The organism is Pseudomonas migulae (assembly GCF_043225285.1).
Lineage (GTDB): Bacteria > Pseudomonadota > Gammaproteobacteria > Pseudomonadales > Pseudomonadaceae > Aquipseudomonas > Aquipseudomonas migulae_C.
In genome coordinates, this window is sequence record NZ_CP171224.1 from 4146549 (window position 1) to 4166702 (window position 20154).

The window sequence follows — 20154 nt, forward strand, 5'->3', positions numbered from 1 at the left end:
GAACCACTGAAAATTTATCCAGCGTTTTTTGCGCCCGACAATCCATGATCAGCACTGAACTCAAAACCACGATCCAGGGCGCCTACTCGCGTTTTCTCGAAGCCAAGAGCCTCAAGCCGCGCTACGGTCAACGCCTGATGATCGCCGAAATCGCCAAAGTCCTCGGTGACATCGACACCGACGACGAAGGCCGGCGCAGTGGCGACCCCGCGATTGTCGCGGTGGAAGCCGGCACCGGTACCGGTAAAACCGTGGCCTACAGCCTGGCGGCGATCCCGACCGCGAAGGCCGCTGGCAAGCGTCTGGTGATCGCCACCGCTACCGTGGCCCTGCAAGAGCAGATCGTCTACAAGGACCTGCCGGACCTGATGCGCAACAGCGGGCTGAACTTCAGCTTCGCCCTGGCCAAGGGCCGCGGGCGCTACATGTGCCTGTCCAAGCTCGACATGCTGCTGCAGGAAGGCCACGCACAAACCGCCACGGCGCAGTTGTTCGAAGAAGAAGGCTTCAAGATCGAGGTCGATGAGGCCAGCCAGAAGCTGTTCACCAGCATGATCGAGAAGCTCGCCGGCAATAAGTGGGACGGCGACCGCGACAGCTGGTCCACCGCCCTGGAAGACGCCGACTGGGCGCGCCTGACCACCGATCACAGCCAGTGCACCAACCGTCATTGCCCGAACTTCGGCCAGTGTGCCTTCTACAAGGCCCGCGAAGGCATGGGCAAGGTTGACGTGATCGTCACCAACCACGACATGGTTTTGGCTGACCTCGCCCTCGGCGGCGGTGCCGTTTTGCCCGATCCGCGCGACACCATCTACGTGTTCGACGAAGGCCATCACCTGCCGGACAAGGCCATCGGCCACTTCGCCCATTACACGCGCCTGCGTTCCACTGCCGACTGGCTGGAAACCACCGCGAAGAACCTCACCAAATTACTCGCCCAACATCCGCTGCCGGGCGACCTGGGCAAGTTGATCGAACAGGTGCCGGAACTGGCCCGCGAGATCAAGACCCAGCAGCAATTCATGTTCACCGCGTGCGAACAGGTCGCCGATTTCAAACCCGGCGAAGACGTCGAAGGCCGCGAACGGCCGCGTCATCGTTTCGTCGGCGGGGTGATTCCCGAGCACATGCGCGAAATGGGCATCGAGCTGAAAAAGGGCTTTGCCCGTCTCACCGATCTGTTCACTCGTCTCACTGAACTGCTCAAGGAAGGCATGGACGGCGAGGTCAACATCGGCATCGCCAGCAACCAGGCCGAAGAGTGGTACCCGCTGTTCGGCAGCCTGTTGTCCCGTTCTTCGGGCAACTGGGAGCTGTGGACTGCGTTCACCGTCGAAGACCCGGAAGACAACCCGCCGATGGCGCGCTGGCTGACCCTGGCCGAAAGCGGTTCGCTGTTCGACATCGAGGTCAACGCCAGCCCGATCCTCGCGGCGGAAATGCTCCGGCGCAACCTGTGGAACGTGGCTTACGGCTGCCTGGTGACCTCGGCGACCCTGACTGCGCTCGGCACCTTCGACCGCTTCCGCATGCGCGCTGGCCTGCCGAAAAAAGCCGTGACCGCCGTGGTCCCGAGCCCGTTCCATCACGCCGACGCCGGCGTGCTGCGGGTGCCGGACCTGAAGGCCGATCCCCGTGATGCAGCAGCCCACACGGCGGCGATCATTCGCGATCTGCCGCAACTGGTCGAAGGCTCGCGCGGCACGCTAGTGCTGTTCTCCTCGCGCAAACAGATGCAGGACGTGTTCGATGGCCTCGACCGCGATTGGCGCAAGCAAGTGTTCATTCAAGGCAACCTGTCGAAACAGGAAACCCTGAACAAGCACAAGGCGCGGGTCGATGGCGGTGATTCCAGCGTGCTGTTCGGCCTCGCGAGTTTTGCCGAAGGGGTGGACTTGCCCGGCGCGTACTGCGAGCACGTGGTGATCGCGAAGATTCCATTCTCCGTGCCCGATGATCCGGTCGAAGCGGCGTTGGCCGAATGGATCGAAGCGCGGGGCGGCAATCCGTTCATGGAAATCTCCGTGCCGGACGCTTCGCTGAAACTGGTCCAGGCCTGCGGTCGCTTGCTGCGTACCGAAGAAGACCGCGGCACCATCACCTTGCTTGACCGGCGCCTGGTGACCCAGCGTTACGGCAAAGCCATCCTCAATGCGTTGCCGCCCTTCCGGCGTGAAATTTCCTGATACGCCGGTGGGCAAATCTGCCCACCGCGTTGTCTATCTCTCTGCCATCGCTTTTCCATTGGCCATTGTTGGTCGCTAGGGAGAACTTCGTTCTTATGATCCGCCGTTCGTTGCCTGCCGTTTTTGCCTTGTTGTTCGCAACGCCCTTGCTCGCCGCTCCCGCAGGCCAGCAGACGCTGTTCAACTTTGTGCGCCCCGCCGACGTGGTCCAGGTGACCACTCAGGACGCCAGCCTGCCGCAATCCAACGCAGAGCAAACGGCCGAAGGCGAAGTGCTGCGCCGGGTGACGTTCAATCCGGTGGCTCAGCCAACCTTGCGCCTGACGCCGCAGACCGGCGCCTGGGACTGGTCGCAGTCGGGCGTGATGAGCCTGCGGATCCAGAGCGCCATGAACTGGGCCGTGACCCTCTACGTGAAAATCCAGAGCAACGACGGCAAGACCTTGGTCAGCCGCGTTGATCTGCCCGCCGGTCCTGCGCAAACGCTGCTGGTGCCGTTGCAGCCGAGTTCGCCGCTGAGCCTGGGCATGAAAGCCGGGCCGCCGATGCCGATGACCATCGACGGTCAACGCATCCTGCTGGCCAGCAGCGCCGGGGAACTGGATCGCAGCCAGGTGGTGTCGGTGACTCTGTCGATGGATCAACCGAAAGTTGCGCAAAGCCTCTTGCTTGAGCGCTTTGGCGTACAGGACGGAGAGTCGGTCACCCAAACGGTTTACGGCAATCTGGTCGACGCATACGGCCAATCGACCCGGACCAAATGGCCGGAGAAGATCAGCAGCGACGAGCAACTGAAAAGCGCCGCCGCCAAGGAACAGCAACAGACCAAGACCTGGCTGGCCGAGCGCGAGAAGGCCTCGCTGGACAAGTTTGGCGGCTGGACCAAAGGGCCTGCGTTCAAGGCCAGCGGCTTTTTCCGCACCGAGAAACGCGACGGTCGCTGGTATCTGGTGACCCCGGAAGGGCATCCGTTCTATTCGCTCGGGGTCAACACCGTCGCTCCGGACGTCAACCAGACTTACATCGCCGGTCGCGAGTGGATGTTCGAATCCCTGCCTAAACCCGAAGAACCTTTGGCCAGCCACTTTGGCGAAGGCGACAACCGTGGCGGCAATGGTGTCGATCAGGGCCGCGGCTACAACGCCGGCCGCTGGTACGATTTCTATGGCGCCAACTTGCAGCGTTTGTACGGCGCGCCTTGCTCAATGGCGAGCGACACCAAGGCCGGTGTGGCCGAAGCGGCCAAGGCCGAGGCGGTTGAAACGACGGTCGAGAAAGCCGCCGAACAACCGGTCGTGCCTTCCTCGGCTGAATCCGGTGTGGCCGAAGCCGCCAAGACCGGCGCAGAGGACGCCAGCGTCGCCAAAGCGGTTGAACAGCAACCCGCCGCACCTTGCACCGCCGTGATCGACGAACAACGCTGGGCCAGCCACACCCTGGACCGCCTGCAAGCCTGGGGCTTCAACACGATTGGCAACTGGAGCGCCCCGGCGTTGGCCAATGCGGACCGCGTGCCGTACACCTTGCCGCTGTCGATCGTCGGCGATTACACCAGCATCAGCACGGGTTCCGACTGGTGGGGCGGCATGCCTGACCCGTTCGACCCGCGTTTCGCCATGGCCACCGAACGTGCCGTGGCCATCGCCGCCCGGGATCATCGCGACGATCCGTGGCTGATCGGTTACTTCGCCGACAATGAACTGGCCTGGGCCGGTCCTGGCGATGATCCGAAAGCCCGATACGCACTGGCCTACGGCACCTTGAAAATGACCACCGACGTGCCGGCCAAGCGCGCGTTTCTCAAGCAACTGCGCGACAAGTACCGCAATCAAGCGGGCCTGTCCAAAGCCTGGGGCATCGACCTGCCGGCCTGGGAACTGATGGAAGACCCGGGCTTCGTGCCGCCACTGCCAAGCGCCGATCACCCGGAAATCGAAGCCGACTTCAAATACTTCCAGAAGGTCTTCGCCGACACCTATTTCAAAACCATTTCCGACTCGCTGAAGTGGCACGCGCCCAACCAGCTGTTGCTCGGCGGTCGCTTCGCCACCAGTACTCCGGAAGCCGTGGAGTCTTGCGCGCAGTACTGCGACGTGTTGAGTTTCAACCTGTACACCTTGCAACCGCAGGACGGTTACGACTTCGCCAAACTGCGCAGCCTGGATAAACCGGTGTTGATCACCGAATTCAACTTTGGCTCGGCGGATCGCGGCCCGTTTTGGGGCGGCGTGACGCAACTGGCCAAGGAAGAGGATCGCGGTCCGGCTTACGCCAATTTCCTGAAACAGGCGCTGAGCGAGCCGTCGATTGTCGGTGTGCACTGGTTCCAGTACCTCGATCAACCGGTGACCGGTCGTCTGCTGGACGGTGAGAACGGGCATTTTGGTTTGGTGGGGATTACCGACCTGCCGTTCCAGGGCTTCGTCGACAGCGTGCGCAAGAGCAACCTGGCGACCGTCGATCAGCTGGGCAAAGAGGCGGAGAAGGCCAAGGCTGAAGCGGACAAGGCTAGTCACGATGCCGAGGGCGGGCGCAAAGGTGAGGCCGGCAAAGGCGCGGGGCAGGGCGCTGGGCATGCGGGTGGGCATTCGGGGAATGGTCACTGAGTCCTGATAGACCGCGTTATCGTTCATCGCGAGCAGGCTCGCTCCCACAGGAGATCTCGGGTGTGACTGAGATCCCTTGTAGGAGCGAGCCTGCTCGCGATGGCGTCTTCAAACACACCATAAATTGCTGATCGAACAGATGGGCAATCCGACCGCCCGGCCCAACCCTGTTCCCAAAACCGTCAATGGCTGGAACAATGCCGGCCACTTTGTAGAACGATTGTCCGAGGGAGTAGCGGGTGCAGATTCAGGGTCATTACGAACTCAGGTTCGAAGCGGTGCGCGAGGCGTTCGCGGCGTTGTTCGACGATCCCCAGGAACGCGGCGCGGCGCTGTGCATTCAGGTCGGTGGCGAAACCGTCCTCGACCTCTGGTCCGGCACCGCCGACAAGGACGGGCTCGAGGCCTGGCACAGCGACACCATCGCCAACCTGTTTTCCTGCACCAAGACCTTCACGGCGGTCAACGCCCTGCAACTCGTCGCCGAAGGCAAGTTGCAGCTGGATGCCCCGGTCGCGCGCTACTGGCCCGAGTTTGCCGCCGCCGGCAAGGAATCCGTGACCCTGCGTCAGTTGCTCTGCCACCAGGCCGGCCTGCCGGCGTTGCGCGAGTTGCTGGCGCCCGAAGCACTTTACGACTGGCAGACCATGGTCGACGCACTGGCCGCCGAAGCGCCGTGGTGGACACCGGGCACCGCCCACGGTTATGCCGCGATTACTTATGGCTGGCTGGTCGGCGAGTTGCTGCGCCGTGCCGACGGTCGCGGGCCGGGCGAGTCCATCGTCGCGCGCATTGCCAAGCCGTTGGGCCTGGATTTCCATGTCGGCCTGGCGGATGAAGAATTCCATCGCGTGGCGCACATCGCCCGCGGCAAGGGCAATGTCGGCGATGCCGCCGCCCAGCGCTTGCTGCAAGTGACGATGCGCGAACCGACGGCCATGACCACGCGCGCGTTCACCAACCCGCCGTCGGTCCTGACCAGCACCAACAAGCCCGAGTGGCGGCGCATGCAGCAACCGGCGGCCAATGGCCACGGCAATGCCCGCAGCCTGGCCGGGTTCTACGCCGGACTGCTTGACGGCAGTTTGCTCGAAGGCGAAATGCTCGACGAGCTGACCCGCGAGCACAGCCTCGGCGAAGACAAGACTTTACTGACCCGGACCCGTTTCGGCCTGGGTTGCATGCTCGATCAACCGGACGTGCCCAACGCCACCTACGGCCTCGGCCCGCGGGCGTTCGGTCATCCGGGGGCGGGCGGTTCCATCGGTTTTGCTGACCCGGAGCACGATGTCGCCTTCGGGTTTGTGACAAATACACTGGGGCCTTACGTCTTGATGGATCCGCGCGCGCAAAAGCTCGCGCGGGTATTGGCCACTTGTCTGTAAAACGCGCTCAAGGGTTCCAGGGCCGGAACCCGAAGGCCTTTATGGTTTCCAACCGTCTGTTTATCCGGGTCATGCCGGCCTGTTTTTTTATGACTTCTTTTTTGTGGATTTCCAATGTCATTCAATAAAACCACCCTCGCTCTGGCCCTGTGTGTCGCAGTCACCGGTTGTGCACAAACTCCAAAAAATGATTCGGATGGCAGCAGCTGGTGGCCGTTCGGGTCTTCCGACAAGGTCGCGGCGAAGGAGCCGGCCCCGGCGCCAGCCCCTGTAAAACCTGTAGCTGCGGCCCCGGTGACCAAGGCTGAAAGCTCCAGCCATTGGTACTGGCCGTTCGGTTCCGATGAGGTGCTGGACAAGAAACCCGAAGTAAAACCTGAAGCCAAGCCGGTCGAAGTGGCCAAGGCTGAAGCCGACGCGGGTGGCAAATGGTGGTGGCCGTTCGGCGGTAAAGAGCAGAGCACGGCCAAAGTCGTGCCGATGCCTGACCCGAAAGTGACCCAGGCCTGGCTCGACGATTACGAACCGCGCCTGCGCACGGCGATCAAGGACAGCAACCTGCAACTCGAACGCCGTGAAAACGTGCTGGTAGTCACCGCGCCGGTAGAAGGCTCGTTCAACCCTGACCGTCCGGCCATGCTGCTGCCGGTAACCCTGGGCCCGTTCACCCGCGTGGCGAAAATCCTCGAAGTCGATCCCAAGACTGCCGTGCTGGTCCTGGGTCACAGTGACACTTCGGGTGCCGCGCCGGCCAACGTAAAACTGAGCCAGGAACGTGCGCAAGCCGTGGCGGCGATCTTCCGCCTCAGCGGCCTGCAACGTGACCGCCTGATGTTGCGCGGCATGGGTGGCGAAGCCCCGCGTGCGGCCAACGACAGCGCTGAAGGCCGTGCCTTGAACCGTCGTGTTGAACTGTTGGTCACCCCGCAAAACACCATGGTCGCGCTGCTGAGCAAATACAACATGCCAGCACCGGCACCGGTGAAGATGGTTGCTGCCCAGGACGTCAAACCCGCTGCCGTGCCGGTCACGCCTGCACCTGCCGCGAAGAAAGCCGCCGTGCCAGCGACGAAAAAGGCACCGGTGAAGAAAGCCGCCGCCAAGAAGGCACCGGCCAAAACCGCGACACCCGCGAAAAAGGCCACACCGGCCAAAGCCGCCGCAGCTGACAAGAAAGTCGTTGCCGCCGATGCGGTAAAAAAGTGATTCGTTAATCAAAAGGAATGCGCCATGACCCAGGGCCTGGCTGATATGCGTCGCGACTACACCCGTGACGGCCTGACCGAGGCGCAAGCCCCGGCCGAGCCGTTCGCGCTGTTCCACCAGTGGTTTGCCGACGCGGTGAAAACCGAACAGGCGCCGGTGGAAGCCAACGCCATGACCCTGGCCACCGTCGACAAGGACGGTCGGCCTCATTGCCGCATCCTGCTGCTCAAGGGCCTGGACGAACACGGCTTTACGTTTTTCACCAACTACGACAGCGCCAAGGGCCAACACCTGGCGGCGAACCCTTTCGCGGCCATGACGTTCTTTTGGCCCGCGCTGGAGCGTCAGGTACGCATCGAAGGTCGGGTGGTGAAGGTCACGCCGGAAGAGTCCGATGCCTATTTCCAGGTTCGGCCACTGGGCAGCCGTCTCGGCGCCTGGGCTTCGCCGCAGAGCCGCGTGATTGCCGACCGTGGAGAACTGGAAGCGCTGCTCAAGAACACCGAACAACGTTTCAGCGATACCGCGCCCCATTGCCCTGAGCATTGGGGCGGCTATCGCCTTCTGCCTGAGCGCATCGAATTCTGGCAGGGCCGCTCGAGCCGTCTGCACGATCGCCTCAACTACCGTTCCCAGGGCGCCGACTGGATTCTTGAACGTCTGGCACCCTAGGCAGTCTACCGACCGGGATAGCCTGTCGCAGCGGCCTCCAGCCACTGAGGCAGGTCCCGACGCTTGATTTTCTGTGCCCGGGCGTTCGCCAGTTGCTTGAGCATAAAGGCTTTCTTATGCTCGTCGTTACCAGCCAAAGCCAATGCCAGGTCGCGGTCCATCCAGCGTCTGATCCGCACGTACAGCCACCCGTGGAAGTAAAGTCCGGCGACGGTGGTGACGACAATGATGAAGTAATCCATGAAAATCCTTGGGGCAGTGGTGCCGTTTTCGTAATTTGTCGCTACTGCGCTGAGCGTTGAGGCGCCTGTACCGGGCCTGAATCGAAACAAATTTATCCGGGCTACGTCGTGACAGGCGTCATGCTGCGGAGTTTAATGGCCACCTGTCCTTTGGAGTTGATGCTATGCGTAAGTCTGTTCTGCTGGTTGCTTCCTTTTCCACGATGGCAATGTTGCTCACTGGCTGCCAATCGAGCTTGACCGGTGACTCCTATTCCCGTGACGAAGCGCGTCGTGTGCAGACCGTTCGCATGGGCACCATCGAATCCCTGCGTCCGGTGAAAATCGAAGGCACCAAGACCCCGATCGGCGGCATCGCCGGTGCTGCGGTGGGTGGTGTTGGCGGCAGCGCTATCGGTGGTGGTAAAGGCAGCATCGTTGCTGCGGTCATCGGTGCCGTGGCTGGCGGGTTGCTCGGTTCGGCCACTGAAGAAGGCCTGACTCGTACCCAGGGCGTTGAGATCACTGTTCGTGAAGACGACGGCAGCATGCGTGCCTATGTGCAGCAGGTTCAGGAAAATGAAGTGTTCCGCGTGGGTGAGCGGGTGCGGATTGCTACGGTTGATGGCACGAGCCGCGTTTCGCACTAATCGTTTTAACCGGTTCAAAGAAAACCCCGATCAGGTGACTGGTCGGGGTTTTTTTTAGGTTTGTTTTTTTGGGGGGGACATATCCGTTGCTTCGGTAACGGCTTCTATTGGTTTCGCCCTTACGGCGAGTCACTTGCAAAAGCGGCAAGTAACCAAGCGCTTTTGCCCCTTTCGTTCGGTGCCTCGCCAGGGCTCGGCATTCCCTCGCTCCGGTCCTGCTCCGTGGGCCCGCCGCCATCGGCCATCCATGGCCGGGGGCGGCTAACCCGGCATCCATGCCGGGTTGCCCACTACGCAGAACCTCCACTCGGCCTCTCGAGGGGGCGCGCACCGCAAGATCAAAAGCGAAAGGCGAGCTAACGCTCGGCCTGGTGAGTGGTGAGAAGCAAAAGCGTACGCGATTCCCTGTAGGAGCCAGCTTGCTGGCGAAAAACGCCCAGACACCGCGTTCATCCAGGCAGCCCGCGTCATCGTTGACGTCCATCGCCAGCAAGCCGGCTCCTACAAGGTTAACGTGTGGGTGATGCCACCACACCCATCCAGAATCAGCGCGCGGTTTGCTTGCGACTCGCCGCCGCCGTCACCGCATACCCGATCAACGCCGCCAGTATCGAACCGGTCAGGATCCCCATCCGGTCCATCCCGGCGTAGTCGCTCACGCCCGGTTCGAAGGCCAGGGAGCCGACGAACAGGCTCATGGTGAAGCCGATCCCGCAGAGGATCGCCACGCCCAGCACCTGGCCCCAATTGGCGCCTTGGGGCAGGGCGGCGATGCCGGTTTTCACGGCTAGCCAGGTCAGGCCGAACACGCCTAGGGTTTTGCCCAGCAGCAGGCCGATGGCGATGCCCATCGGCACATGGTGGGTGAAGCTTTCGGCGGTTACGCCGGTCAGGGACAGGCCGGCGTTGGCGAAGGCGAACAGTGGCAGGATGCCGTAGGCGACCCACGGGTGCAGGGCGTGTTCCAGTGTCAGCAGCGGCGACGGTTCGGCGTTTTTCGTGCGCAGCGGGATGCAGAAGGCGAGGGTGACGCCGGCCAGCGTCGCGTGCACTCCGCTTTTCAGTACGCACACCCACAGAATCAGGCCGATGATCATGTACGGCCCGAGCTTGACCACGCCCAGTCGGTTCATCGCCACTAATGCGGCGATGCAGGCCGCCGCCAGCGCCAGGGACAGGGTCGACAGTGCGCCGGAGTAGAAGATGGCGATGACGATGATCGCGCCGAGGTCGTCGATGATCGCGAGGGTCATCAGGAACAGCTTCAGCGATACCGGCACGCGTTTGCCCAGCAGGGCGAGGACGCCGAGGGCAAAGGCGATGTCGGTGGCCATCGGAATGGCCCAACCGCCCAGCGCTGCGGGGTTGTCGCGGTTGAAAAACCAGTAGACCAGCGCCGGGATGACCATGCCGCCAATCGCTGCGGCGCCGGGCAGGACCACTTGTGAAGGTTTCGACAACTGACCGTCGAGGACTTCGCGCTTCACTTCCAGGCCGATCAGAAGGAAGAACAGGGCCATCAGGCCGTCGTTGATCCACAGCAGGGCCGGTTTGGCGATTTGCAGCGCACCGATCTGCGCCACCACCGGGGTGTCCAGAAAGCTGCTGTAGAGCCACGAGAGCGGGGAATTGTTGATGATCAGCGCCAGGGCTGCGGCGGCGATCAATAACAGACCGCTGGCAGCTTCCAACTGAAAGAAACGCGTGAAAGTGCTACGCAGAGGCAAGGTCGCTCTCCATCGAATGTTCAAAAAGGTGGCACACCCTAACCCGTACCGTTAGTTGTTAAAACAAAAGTTATATTCTTTTTTGTTATATGCCGTTACGACGGCGAAGGCAGACTCGGACCTGAGCCTAGCAGTTGCCGGATGTATTGAACCTCAGCTGTATCTGTGCGCGATGTCGGATTTTTCCTAAGCTGCAGAGCTGAGCCTTGTGCCAAGGCCGACCCAACGAGAAAACCACCATGAGCGACAACCGACAGTGGGCCCGTGAAGCCATCCGCATCATCGAGGCCGACTTCCAGCGCAGCGCCGATACCCACCTCATCCCGTTACCCCTGCCGGGTTTTCCGGGCATCGAGCTGTATTTCAAGGATGAGTCGAGCCATCCCACCGGCAGCCTGAAACACCGTCTGGCGCGCTCATTGTTCCTGTATGCGTTGTGTAACGGCTGGCTCAAGCCCGGTGCGCCGGTGATCGAAGCGTCCAGCGGTTCGACGGCGATTTCCGAGGCGTATTTCGCCCGTTTGCTCGGCCTGCCGTTTATTGCGGTGATGCCGGCCTCCACGTCGAAAGAGAAAATCGCGCAGATCGCGTTCTACGGTGGCCAGAGTCACCTGGTCGATGACCCGACGCAGATCTACGCCGAGTCCGAGCGCTTGGCGCGGGAGCACGACGGGCATTTCATCGACCAGTTCACCTACGCCGAACGCGCCACCGACTGGCGGGCGAACAACAACATCGCCGAATCGATTTTCCACCAGATGCGTTTCGAACAGCACCCGGAGCCGAGCTGGCTGATTTCCAGTCCCGGCACCGGCGGCACCACCGCGACCCTCGGCCGCTACGTGCGTTATCGCCAGCATTGCACCCGCGTGCTTTGCGCCGATGCCGAGCGTTCGGTGTTTTTCGATTACTACCTGACCGGCGACGCCAGCCTGCGCCTGGATCACGGTTCGCGCATCGAAGGCATCGGCCGGCCACGGGTCGAAGCGTCATTCCTGCCGAAAGTGATCGATGCGATGGTCAAGGTGCCGGACGACCTGTCACTGGCAGCCATGCATTACCTGGCGCAGCATTTGGGACGGCGTGTGGGCGGGTCGAGCGGGACCAACCTGATCGGCGCGTTGATGGCGGCGCAACAGATGGCGGCGGCGGGGGAGTCGGGGTCGATCGTGGCGATTCTGTGCGATGGCGGCGAGCGTTATGAAACCAGTTATTACGATCACGCCTGGCTCAAGGCCCAGGGCTATGAGTTAACCGGGTTGATGGCGGCGGTCGCAGCGAGCGTCGAACGCGGCGAACCGCTTCCAGCGACCGTGCTGCGCGCCAACATCTGATACACCACAGACCCAATGTGGGAGCGAGCCTGCTCGCGATGGCGGTAGATCAGTCAACATCTCTGTTGAATGTGAATCCGCTATCGCGAGCAGGCTCGCTCCCACAGGGTTTTGCATTTATTCCAGGGAATGCAGATCAGGCCTCCAGGCCGAGAATGTCCCGAGCCACGGCTTCGGCAATCCGAATCCCGTCCACACCCGCCGACAGAATCCCGCCCGCATAACCCGCGCCTTCACCGGCCGGGAACAGGCCCTTCACGTTCAGGCTCTGCATCGACTCGTTACGGGTAATCCGCAGCGGCGACGAGGTGCGCGTTTCGATCCCGGTCAACACCGCGTCATGCAGCGAGTAACCGCGGATCTGCTTCTCGAACGCCGGCAAGGCTTCGCGAATGGCTTCGATGGCGAAAGCCGGCAAGGCCAACGCCAAATCACCCAGCGCAACACCGGGCTTGTAGGACGGTTCAACACTGCCCAGTTCCGTGGACGGCTTGCCCGCGATGAAATCGCCGACCAGCTGCGCCGGCGCTTCGTAGTTGCTGCCGCCCAGGACAAAAGCGTGGGATTCCAGGCGTTCCTGCAACTCGATACCTGCCAGCGGACCGCCCGGATAATCGACTTCCGGGGTGATGCCGACGACGATGCCGGAGTTGGCGTTGCGCTCGTTACGCGAGTACTGGCTCATGCCGTTGGTGACGACGCGGTTCGGCTCGGAAGTCGCCGCCACCACGGTGCCGCCCGGGCACATGCAGAAGCTGTAGACCGAACGGCCGTTCTTGGCGTGATGCACCAGTTTGTAGTCCGCCGCCCCGAGTTTCGGGTGCCCGGCGTATTTGCCCAGGCGCGCGCGGTCGATCAGCGACTGCGGGTGTTCGATGCGGAAACCCACCGAGAACGGCTTGGCTTCCATGAACACGCCACGTCCGTGGAGCATGCGGAACGTGTCCCGGGCGCTGTGGCCGAGGGCCAGAATCACGTGCTTCGAATGGATCTGCTCGCCGCCGTTGAGCTCGACACCGACCAATTGGCCGTCCTCGATCAACACATCGGTGACGCGCTGCTGGAAGCGCACTTCGCCGCCCAGTGCACGAATCTGCTCACGCATGTTTTCCACGACACCGGTCAGACGAAACGTACCGATGTGCGGTTTGCTGACGTAGAGGATTTCTTCCGGCGCGCCGGCCTTTACGAACTCGTGCAGGACTTTGCGCCCGATGAATTTCGGGTCCTTGATCTGGCTATAGAGCTTGCCGTCGGAGAACGTGCCCGCGCCGCCTTCGCCGAACTGCACGTTGGATTCCGGGTTGAGCACGCTTTTGCGCCACAGGCCCCAGGTGTCCTTGGTGCGCTGACGCACTTCGGTGCCGCGTTCGAGGATGATCGGCTTGAAGCCCATCTGCGCGAGCAACAGCCCGGCGAAAATCCCGCAAGGGCCGAAGCCGACGACGACCGGGCGTTGTTCGAGATCGGACGGCGCCTGGCCGACCACTTTGTAGCTGACATCCGGCGCCACGTTGACGTTACGGTCATCGGCGAACTTGTGCAGCAACGCCGCCTCATCCTTCGCGGTGAGGTCGATGGTGTAGATGAAGCACAGTTCGGAGGACTTTTTGCGCGCATCGTAGCTGCGCTTGAACAAGGTGAAATCGAGCAGGTCATCACTGGCGATGCCTAGGCGCTGCACGATGGCAGGGCGCAGGTCTTCTTCGGGATGGTCGATCGGCAGCTTGAGTTCGGTGATTCGTAACATGACGGGATCCGGTTCGCGGGGCGCACAACTGCGCCAGGGCGTTTGAAGGCGGCGATTATAAGCCCCAAAAGCCGAGTCCCGTGAGGCTTAAACGATCAGTCGTCGCGCGATCCGCCGAAATACCCGCAACCGCGCTGAACCTGGCCATCGATGCGCAGTTCGGCGCTCATGTGTTGAACGCTGCCGGTGCTGCTGTCGACGCAGCGTTGCGGCGCGACCCACAGTTCGATGTGCTGGTTGTTGGCTTCGGTGCTGAGATTGAAGCGGCCATCGCCCAGTTGCTCTTCAACGTAAGGAACGGCCAGGGGCGGTTGACCCGCACGCTCGATCACCATGCCTTTGCCGCTGACCTTGACGTTCCACTCCGGCCCGTGACCCGCGGCGCGCAGGATCAACAGTTTGAAATTCGGATCGTCGCACGCGACGCCCGAACGTTCGACGCGGTACAGCTGCTCCAGATCGAGGCGGCTGTCGACGATCTTTCCGCGCACATCGGCGAACAGCTTGCCTTGGGCATCGGCCAGGGACGCGGCTTCTTGCAGGACGCTGGTGCCGCCGGTGTCGTTGACCACGAAACTGCGCTGTTGATTGCACGGCTGGAACACCAGCTTGCCGTCGGCCGCGGTCAGTTGCCCCTGCATTCGGGTCTGGCCCACGTGGGACGCATTTTCTCGCGGGCCATCGAGCAACTGGCAGGCGGCGAACAGCGGAAGCAGGGCAACAAGGACTAAGGAACGGGCAACACGCATCTTTGGCTCTCCAGACAAGAGCCGCCACGTTACGCAGCCTGACCGTTCATCACAACCCCGGCGCTTCTTGATTTGCCGAGGTGCCCCCTGTGGGAGCGAGACCGGCTTGCCGGCGATGGCCGTCAACGATAACGCGGGAGGCCTGACACCCCGCTGCGCTCTCACGTCCATCGCGAGCAGGCTCGCTCCTACAGGGATTGTGTGGATCAGCCGACGTGAAAGGTCTGACCGGTTTGCAGACCTTCCACGCTTTTGGCGTAGGCCAATGCCACATCCACGGCCGGAACCGGCTTGTAGCCGCGGAAGTACGGTGCGTATTTGCCCATGGCTTCGACCAGGACGTTCGGGCTCACCGAGTTCACCCGCAGGCCGCGCGGCAGTTCAATCGCGGCGGCACGTACGAAGCTGTCGATGGCGCCGTTGACCAGTGCCGCCGAAGCGCCGCTTCGGATCGGGTCATGGCTGAGCACGCCGGTGGTGAAGGTGAACGAAGCGCCGTCATTGGCGAATTCACGGCCGATCAGCAACAGGTTGACCTGGCCCATCAATTTGTCTTTCAGGCCGAGGGCAAAACTGTCTTCGGTCATGTCGTCCAGCGGCGCGAAGGTCACGTTGCCCGCGGCGCAAACCAGGGCGTCGAACTTGCCGGTTTTTTCGAACAACTTGCGAATCGAAGCACTGTCGCTGATATCCACTTGCAGATCGCCGCTGTTGCGACCGATGCGGATGATCTCGTGACGCTCGGACAGCTCTTTGTCGATGGCCGAACCAATGGTGCCGCCTGCGCCGATCAGAAGTACTTTCATGGTGCCGATCCTCATGTGTGTTGAATGTGGCTTCAGTCTAGAGTGGTTTTTTCTGCGGATAAGCGCACTAATAGGCAACCTTTGGTTTTCTATTGGAAACAATCCATGAGCGAAATGGATGATCTGGCGGCGTTTGCGGTGTTGATCGAAGCAGGCAGTTTCACCTTGGCCGCTCAGCAACTGGGTTGCAGCAAGGGTCAATTGTCCAAGCGCATCAGCCTGCTGGAGGCGCGGTTTTCCGTGGTGTTGCTGCAACGCACGACGCGGCGCTTGAGCTTGACCGCGGCAGGGGCGGCGTTGTTGCCGCAAGCCCAGGCACTGGTCGTCCAGGTGGAAAGGGCGCGTCAGGCATTGGCGCGGTTGAAGGACGACATGGCCGGGCCGGTGCGCATGACGGTGCCGGTGTCCCTGGGGGAAACCTTCTTCGATGGCTTGTTGCTTGAGTTTTCCCAGCAGTATCCCGAGGTGCAGATCGAGCTCGATCTCGGCAACAGCTACCGCGATTTGTCCCGTGACGGCTTCGATCTGGCAGTCCGCTCCGAGGTCGGCAATGACGAGCGCCTGGTGGCGCGACCGTTGCTGGCCTGGCAAGAGCTGACCTGCGCCAGCCCGGCCTACCTTGAGCAACATGGCGAACCGCTGACCCCGCAAGCTCTCGCGGAACACCGCTGTTTGCTCAACAGCCACTACAGCGGTCGCGAAGAATGGCTTTATCACCAGCAACACGAGCTGTTGCGGGTGCGCGTATCGGGACCGTTCGCCAGCAACCATTACAGCTTGCTGAAAAAAGCCGCCCTGGCCGGCGCCGGCATTGCGCGTTTGCCGTCGTACCTGCTGCAAGCGGAATTGGCTGACGGGCGTTTGCGCTGGCTCCTGCGTGATTTTCAGACGCGTCGGATGCCGATGTACCTGGTGCATCCGTATCAGGGTGGGTTGCCCAAGCGCACGCAGGTGTTGGCGGATTATTTGATTGGCTGGTTCAAGCGCAGTGGGGAGGCGCTTGATCGGTTGTAACTGCTAGCACAACCCCTGTAGGAGCCGGCTTGCTGGCGATAGCGGTGGGTCAGTCGAAAGATCTATCGACTGAAAGTACGCGATCGCCAGCAAGCCGGCTCCTACAGGAGATTTTCGGTGTTGTCTGGGTTGGGGCAGGCACAAAAAAACGGCCCGAAGGCCGTTTTTTTGTTTAACGCTAAGGCTTAACCGCCGAGGTACGCTTCGCGCACTTTCGGGTCGGTCAGCAGCGATTCACCGGTGCCTTGCATCACCACCCGGCCGTTCTCCAGAACGTACGCGCGGTCAGCGATTTTCAGCGCCTGGTTGGCATTCTGCTCGACCAGGAACACCGTCACGCCATCCTTGCGCAGCTGTTCGATGATGTCGAAGATCTGCTGGATGATGATCGGTGCCAGACCCAGCGATGGCTCGTCGAGCAGCAGCAGCTTGGGCTTGCTCATCAGCGCACGGCCGATGGCGAGCATTTGCTGTTCGCCGCCGGACATGGTGCCGCCGCGCTGGTTGAAGCGTTCTTTCAGGCGTGGGAAAAGTTCGAGAACCTTGTCCATCTGTTCCTGGTAATCGCCTTTTTCGGTGAAGAAACCACCCATGGAGAGGTTTTCTTCCACGGTCAGGCGAGCAAACACCCGACGACCTTCCGGCACGACAGCGATGCTCTTGCGCATGATCTGCGACGAACTCTGGCCGACGAGCTCTTCGCCCATGTAGCGGATGCTGCCGCTATGGGCTTGCGGCGAACCGCAGAGGGTCATCAGCAAGGTCGACTTGCCGGCGCCGTTGGCACCGATCAGGGTCACGATCTCGCCCTGACGGACTTCGACGTTGACGCTGTGCAGGGCCTGGATCTTGCCGTAGAAGGTGGAAACGTTTTCGAATTGCAGCATTTACGCTTCCCCCAGGTAGGCTTTGATCACTTCAGGATTGTCACGGATCTGTTCCGGCGTGCCGTCGGCCAGAGGCGTGCCCTGGTTGATCACGACGATGTGGTCGGAAATGCTCATGACCAGTTTCATGTCGTGTTCGATCAGCAGCACGGTGACGTTGTGCTCTTCACGCAACATGCTGATCAGCGCCTTGAGATCCTCGGTTTCCTTCGGGTTCAGGCCGGCGGCCGGTTCGTCGAGCATGAGGATCCGCGGGCGGGTCATCATGCAGCGAGCGATTTCCAGGCGACGTTGCTGACCGTAGGCGAGGGTGCCGGCCGGACGGTTGGCAAACGCCGTGAGGTTGACCTTGTCGAGCCAGAACTCGGCGAATTCCATCGCCTCACGCTCGCTCTTGCGGAAACCCGGGGTCTTGAACAGGCCGGACAGGAAGTTGGTGTTCAGGTGACGGTGCTGCGCGATCAGAAGGTTCTCGACCGCGGTCATGTCCTTGAACAGCCGCACGTTCTGGAAGGTGCGCACCACGCCTTTGAGGGCGATCTTGTGGCCAGGCAGGCCTTCGATAGGCTCGCCGTCCAGCAGGATGCTGCCACCGCTCGGCTTGTAGAAACCGGTCAGGCAGTTGAACACGGTGGTCTTGCCGGCGCCGTTCGGGCCGATCAGCGCAACCACTTGTTTTTCCTTCACGGTCAGGGCGACGCCGTTGACCGCCAGCAAACCGCCGAAGCGCATGCTCAGATTTTCGACTTTAAGGATCTCGCGGCTCATTTGCGCAGCTCCATGTGAGGACGTTGCATGGGCAGCAGGCCTTGAGGTCGCCAGATCATCATCAGCACCATCAAGGCGCCGAACATCAACATGCGGTACTCACTGAACTCACGCATCATTTCAGGCAGCAGGATCATCACCACGGCAGCCAGGATCACGCCCAGTTGCGAGCCCATGCCACCCAACACAACGATGGCGAGGATGATCGCCGACTCGATGAAGGTGAAGGACTCCGGCGTCACCAGACCCTGACGGGCGGCGAAGAAGCTGCCGGCGAAACCGGCGAAGCTGGCGCCCAGGGTGAAGGCCGAGAGTTTGATGACCGTAGGATTGAGACCCAGCGCACGGCAGGCGATTTCGTCTTCACGCAACGCTTCCCACGCACGGCCGATCGGCATGCGCAGCAGACGGTTGATCACGAACAGCGCACCAAGGGCCAGCAACAGCGCAACCAGGTAAAGGAAAATCACCTTGTTGATCGAGTTGTATTCCAGACCGAAGTACTCGTGGAACGTCTGCATGCCTTCGGCCGCTTTGCGTTCGAAGGTCAGGCCGAAGAACGTTGGCTTCTCGATGTTGCTGATGCCGTTCGGGCCACCGGTGATATCGGTCAGGTTACGCAGGAACAGACGGATGATTTCACCGAAGCCCAGGGTCACGATCGCCAGGTAGTCGCCGCGCAGACGCAGCACCGGGAAACCAAGCAGGAAGCCGAAGGTGGCCGCCATCAGGCCGGCGATCGGCAGGCAGATCCAGAAGCTCAGGCCGTAGTAATGCGACAGCAGCGCATAGCTGTAGGCACCGACGGCGTAGAAACCGACGTAACCGAGGTCGAGCAGGCCGGCCAGGCCGACCACGATGTTCAGGCCAAGGCCGAGCATCACGTAGATCAGCACCAGTGTCGCGATGTCCACCGCGCCGCGGGAGCCGAAGAACGGCCAGACCAGCGCACCGGCGATCAACGCGATGATGATCCAGCGCTGGGTAGTCGGCAGGGTCAGGAAGTTACTGGCCTTGGCCGGGATCAACGGCATGCTCGGCGAGGAACGCCAGGCCGAGCTGATCTGCTGGTCGAACAACACCCGCAGGAACATGAGCACCGAGCACACGGCGATGGTGATCAGCGTGGCGTTACTGGTGCCGTGGACTTCGAGGTTGATGCCGACGATGGTCAGTTTCAGACCGAGTACCGGGTAGGCAACCGCCCACACCAGCAAGGCGCTGAACAACGCCTGTTTAAGATTCCTAGTCATACTTTCTCAACCTCCGGACGGCCCAGCAGGCCGGTTGGCCGGAACAACAACACCAGGACCAATAGGCCGAACGCGACGACGTCCTTGTACTGGTCGCCGAAGATATCGGCACCGAAGGCTTCCGCCACCCCAAGCACCAGCCCGCCGAGCATGGCTCCGGGGATGCTGCCGATACCGCCCAGTACCGCGGCGGTGAAGGCCTTGAGGCCGACGAGGAAACCGGCGTTCGGGTTGATCACGCCGTATTGCATGCTCAGCAGCACAGCGGCGATGGCGGCCAGTGCCGCACCGATGACGAAGGTCAGGGCGATGATGTTGTTGGTGTTGATACCCAGCAGGTTGGCCATCTTGATGTCTTCGGCGCAGGCGCGGCAGGCGCGACCCAGGCGAGAGCGGGAGATGAACAGCGTCAGGCCGAGCATGGCGACCAGGGTCACTATGAACACCACGATTTGCATGTAGGAAATCAGCACTTCGTGTGCGCCACCTGGCCCGAAGGCAATGTTGCCCGGAATCAGGTTGGGGATGGATTTGTCCTTGGAGTCTTGCGCCAGCAGAACCGTGTTCTGCAGGAAGATCGACATGCCGATGGCGGAAATCAGCGGGATCAGACGGTTGCTGCCGCGCAGGGGGCGGTAGGCGATCCGTTCGATGCTGTAGCCGTAGGCACTGGTCACGACGATGGTCGCGAGGAAAGCGGCGGTCATCAACAGCGGAACACTGTCGAGTCCCATCATGGTCAGCCCGGCGATGGCGATGAACGCCACGTAGGAACCGATCATGTACACCTCGCCGTGGGCGAAGTTGATCATTCCAATGATGCCGTAAACCATCGTATAGCCGATGGCGATCAGGGCATACGTGCTGCCAATGGTCAGGCCATTAACCAGCTGTTGGAAGAAGTGATAGATGTCAGGCATTACTGCGCTCCTAAAAA

General features: G+C 61.6%; 17 protein-coding genes. 8 read left to right on the forward strand and 9 right to left on the reverse strand.

Going from position 1 to position 20154, the window contains the following annotated elements; genetic code table 11:
* Positions 1 to 44: 44 nt before the first annotated feature.
* The 5 genes from dinG (at position 45) to pdxH (ending at position 8058) form a co-directional block, all read left to right on the forward strand.
* Positions 45 to 2189, forward strand: a complete 2145-nt coding sequence (gene dinG / locus ACF6ZU_RS18985) for an ATP-dependent DNA helicase DinG (RefSeq protein WP_392885965.1) — start codon at positions 45 to 47, stop codon at positions 2187 to 2189.
* 95 nt (positions 2190 to 2284) lie between these two features.
* Positions 2285 to 4795 carry a beta-agarase gene (locus ACF6ZU_RS18990; RefSeq protein WP_392885967.1) on the forward strand — a complete coding sequence of 837 codons (2511 nt, stop codon included), beginning with the start codon at positions 2285 to 2287 and terminating at the stop codon, positions 4793 to 4795.
* 239 nt (positions 4796 to 5034) lie between these two features.
* Positions 5035 to 6180, forward strand: a complete 1146-nt coding sequence (locus ACF6ZU_RS18995) for a serine hydrolase domain-containing protein (RefSeq protein ID WP_392885969.1) — start codon at positions 5035 to 5037, stop codon at positions 6178 to 6180.
* Between the two features lie 114 nt (positions 6181 to 6294).
* Complete coding sequence (locus tag ACF6ZU_RS19000) at positions 6295 to 7386, forward strand: OmpA family protein (protein WP_392885971.1); 1092 nt, start codon at positions 6295 to 6297, stop codon at positions 7384 to 7386.
* Between the two features lie 24 nt (positions 7387 to 7410).
* A complete protein-coding gene (gene pdxH, locus ACF6ZU_RS19005) occupies positions 7411 to 8058 on the forward strand; it encodes a pyridoxamine 5'-phosphate oxidase (RefSeq protein WP_392885973.1) in 648 nt (215 codons plus the stop codon).
* A gap of 5 nt (positions 8059 to 8063) precedes the next feature.
* Here pdxH and ACF6ZU_RS19010 read toward each other — a convergent pair whose 3' ends face one another.
* Entirely contained in the window at positions 8064 to 8300 is a 237-nt protein-coding gene (locus tag ACF6ZU_RS19010) for a hypothetical protein (protein ID WP_392885975.1), read from the reverse strand.
* 164 nt (positions 8301 to 8464) lie between these two features.
* Here ACF6ZU_RS19010 and ACF6ZU_RS19015 point away from each other — a divergent pair, with 164 nt between their 5' ends.
* The gene (locus tag ACF6ZU_RS19015; RefSeq protein WP_392885977.1) at positions 8465 to 8929 is read left to right on the forward strand and encodes a glycine zipper 2TM domain-containing protein; all 465 of its coding nucleotides are present in this window, start codon (positions 8465 to 8467) and stop codon (positions 8927 to 8929) included.
* A gap of 545 nt (positions 8930 to 9474) precedes the next feature.
* Here the strand turns inward: ACF6ZU_RS19015 and nhaA are convergent.
* Positions 9475 to 10656 (reverse strand): Na+/H+ antiporter NhaA, encoded by a 1182-nt coding sequence (gene nhaA, locus ACF6ZU_RS19020; protein WP_392885979.1) that lies wholly within the window; start codon positions 10654 to 10656, stop codon positions 9475 to 9477.
* Positions 10657 to 10895: 239 nt separating this feature from the next.
* On the opposite strand from nhaA, the gene ACF6ZU_RS19025 reads away from it, so the two are divergent.
* On the forward strand, positions 10896 to 11990 hold the full coding sequence (locus ACF6ZU_RS19025) for a PLP-dependent cysteine synthase family protein (RefSeq protein WP_392885981.1): 1095 nt from the start codon (positions 10896 to 10898) through the stop codon (positions 11988 to 11990).
* Between the two features lie 136 nt (positions 11991 to 12126).
* Here ACF6ZU_RS19025 and ACF6ZU_RS19030 read toward each other — a convergent pair whose 3' ends face one another.
* The 3 genes from ACF6ZU_RS19030 to ACF6ZU_RS19040 form a co-directional block, all read right to left on the reverse strand.
* Complete coding sequence (locus ACF6ZU_RS19030; RefSeq protein WP_392885983.1) at positions 12127 to 13740, reverse strand: NAD(P)/FAD-dependent oxidoreductase; 1614 nt, start codon at positions 13738 to 13740, stop codon at positions 12127 to 12129.
* A 95-nt stretch (positions 13741 to 13835) separates the two neighbouring features.
* Complete coding sequence (locus tag ACF6ZU_RS19035; RefSeq protein ID WP_392885985.1) at positions 13836 to 14489, reverse strand: COG3650 family protein; 654 nt, start codon at positions 14487 to 14489, stop codon at positions 13836 to 13838.
* A gap of 206 nt (positions 14490 to 14695) precedes the next feature.
* Positions 14696 to 15295 carry a short chain dehydrogenase gene (locus tag ACF6ZU_RS19040; RefSeq protein WP_392885987.1) on the reverse strand — a complete coding sequence of 200 codons (600 nt, stop codon included), beginning with the start codon at positions 15293 to 15295 and terminating at the stop codon, positions 14696 to 14698.
* Between the two features lie 105 nt (positions 15296 to 15400).
* Between ACF6ZU_RS19040 and ACF6ZU_RS19045 the strand changes: the two genes are divergently transcribed.
* Positions 15401 to 16309, forward strand: a complete 909-nt coding sequence (locus ACF6ZU_RS19045; RefSeq protein ID WP_392885989.1) for a LysR family transcriptional regulator — start codon at positions 15401 to 15403, stop codon at positions 16307 to 16309.
* A gap of 185 nt (positions 16310 to 16494) precedes the next feature.
* On the opposite strand, the gene ACF6ZU_RS19050 is transcribed toward ACF6ZU_RS19045, so the two are convergent.
* From ACF6ZU_RS19050 to livH, 4 genes are read right to left on the reverse strand one after another with little or no spacing between them, the layout of a single operon-like run.
* Positions 16495 to 17196 (reverse strand): ABC transporter ATP-binding protein, encoded by a 702-nt coding sequence (locus tag ACF6ZU_RS19050; protein ID WP_392885990.1) that lies wholly within the window; start codon positions 17194 to 17196, stop codon positions 16495 to 16497.
* A complete protein-coding gene (livG, locus tag ACF6ZU_RS19055; protein ID WP_017336820.1) occupies positions 17197 to 17964 on the reverse strand; it encodes a high-affinity branched-chain amino acid ABC transporter ATP-binding protein LivG in 768 nt (255 codons plus the stop codon). It lies immediately after the preceding gene.
* Positions 17961 to 19217 (reverse strand): high-affinity branched-chain amino acid ABC transporter permease LivM, encoded by a 1257-nt coding sequence (locus tag ACF6ZU_RS19060; RefSeq protein WP_392885992.1) that lies wholly within the window; start codon positions 19215 to 19217, stop codon positions 17961 to 17963. The genes livG and ACF6ZU_RS19060 overlap by 4 nt, the downstream gene beginning before the upstream one ends.
* Positions 19214 to 20137 carry a high-affinity branched-chain amino acid ABC transporter permease LivH gene (livH, locus tag ACF6ZU_RS19065; RefSeq protein ID WP_392885994.1) on the reverse strand — a complete coding sequence of 308 codons (924 nt, stop codon included), beginning with the start codon at positions 20135 to 20137 and terminating at the stop codon, positions 19214 to 19216. The genes ACF6ZU_RS19060 and livH overlap by 4 nt, the downstream gene beginning before the upstream one ends.
* Positions 20138 to 20154 lie beyond the last annotated feature (17 nt).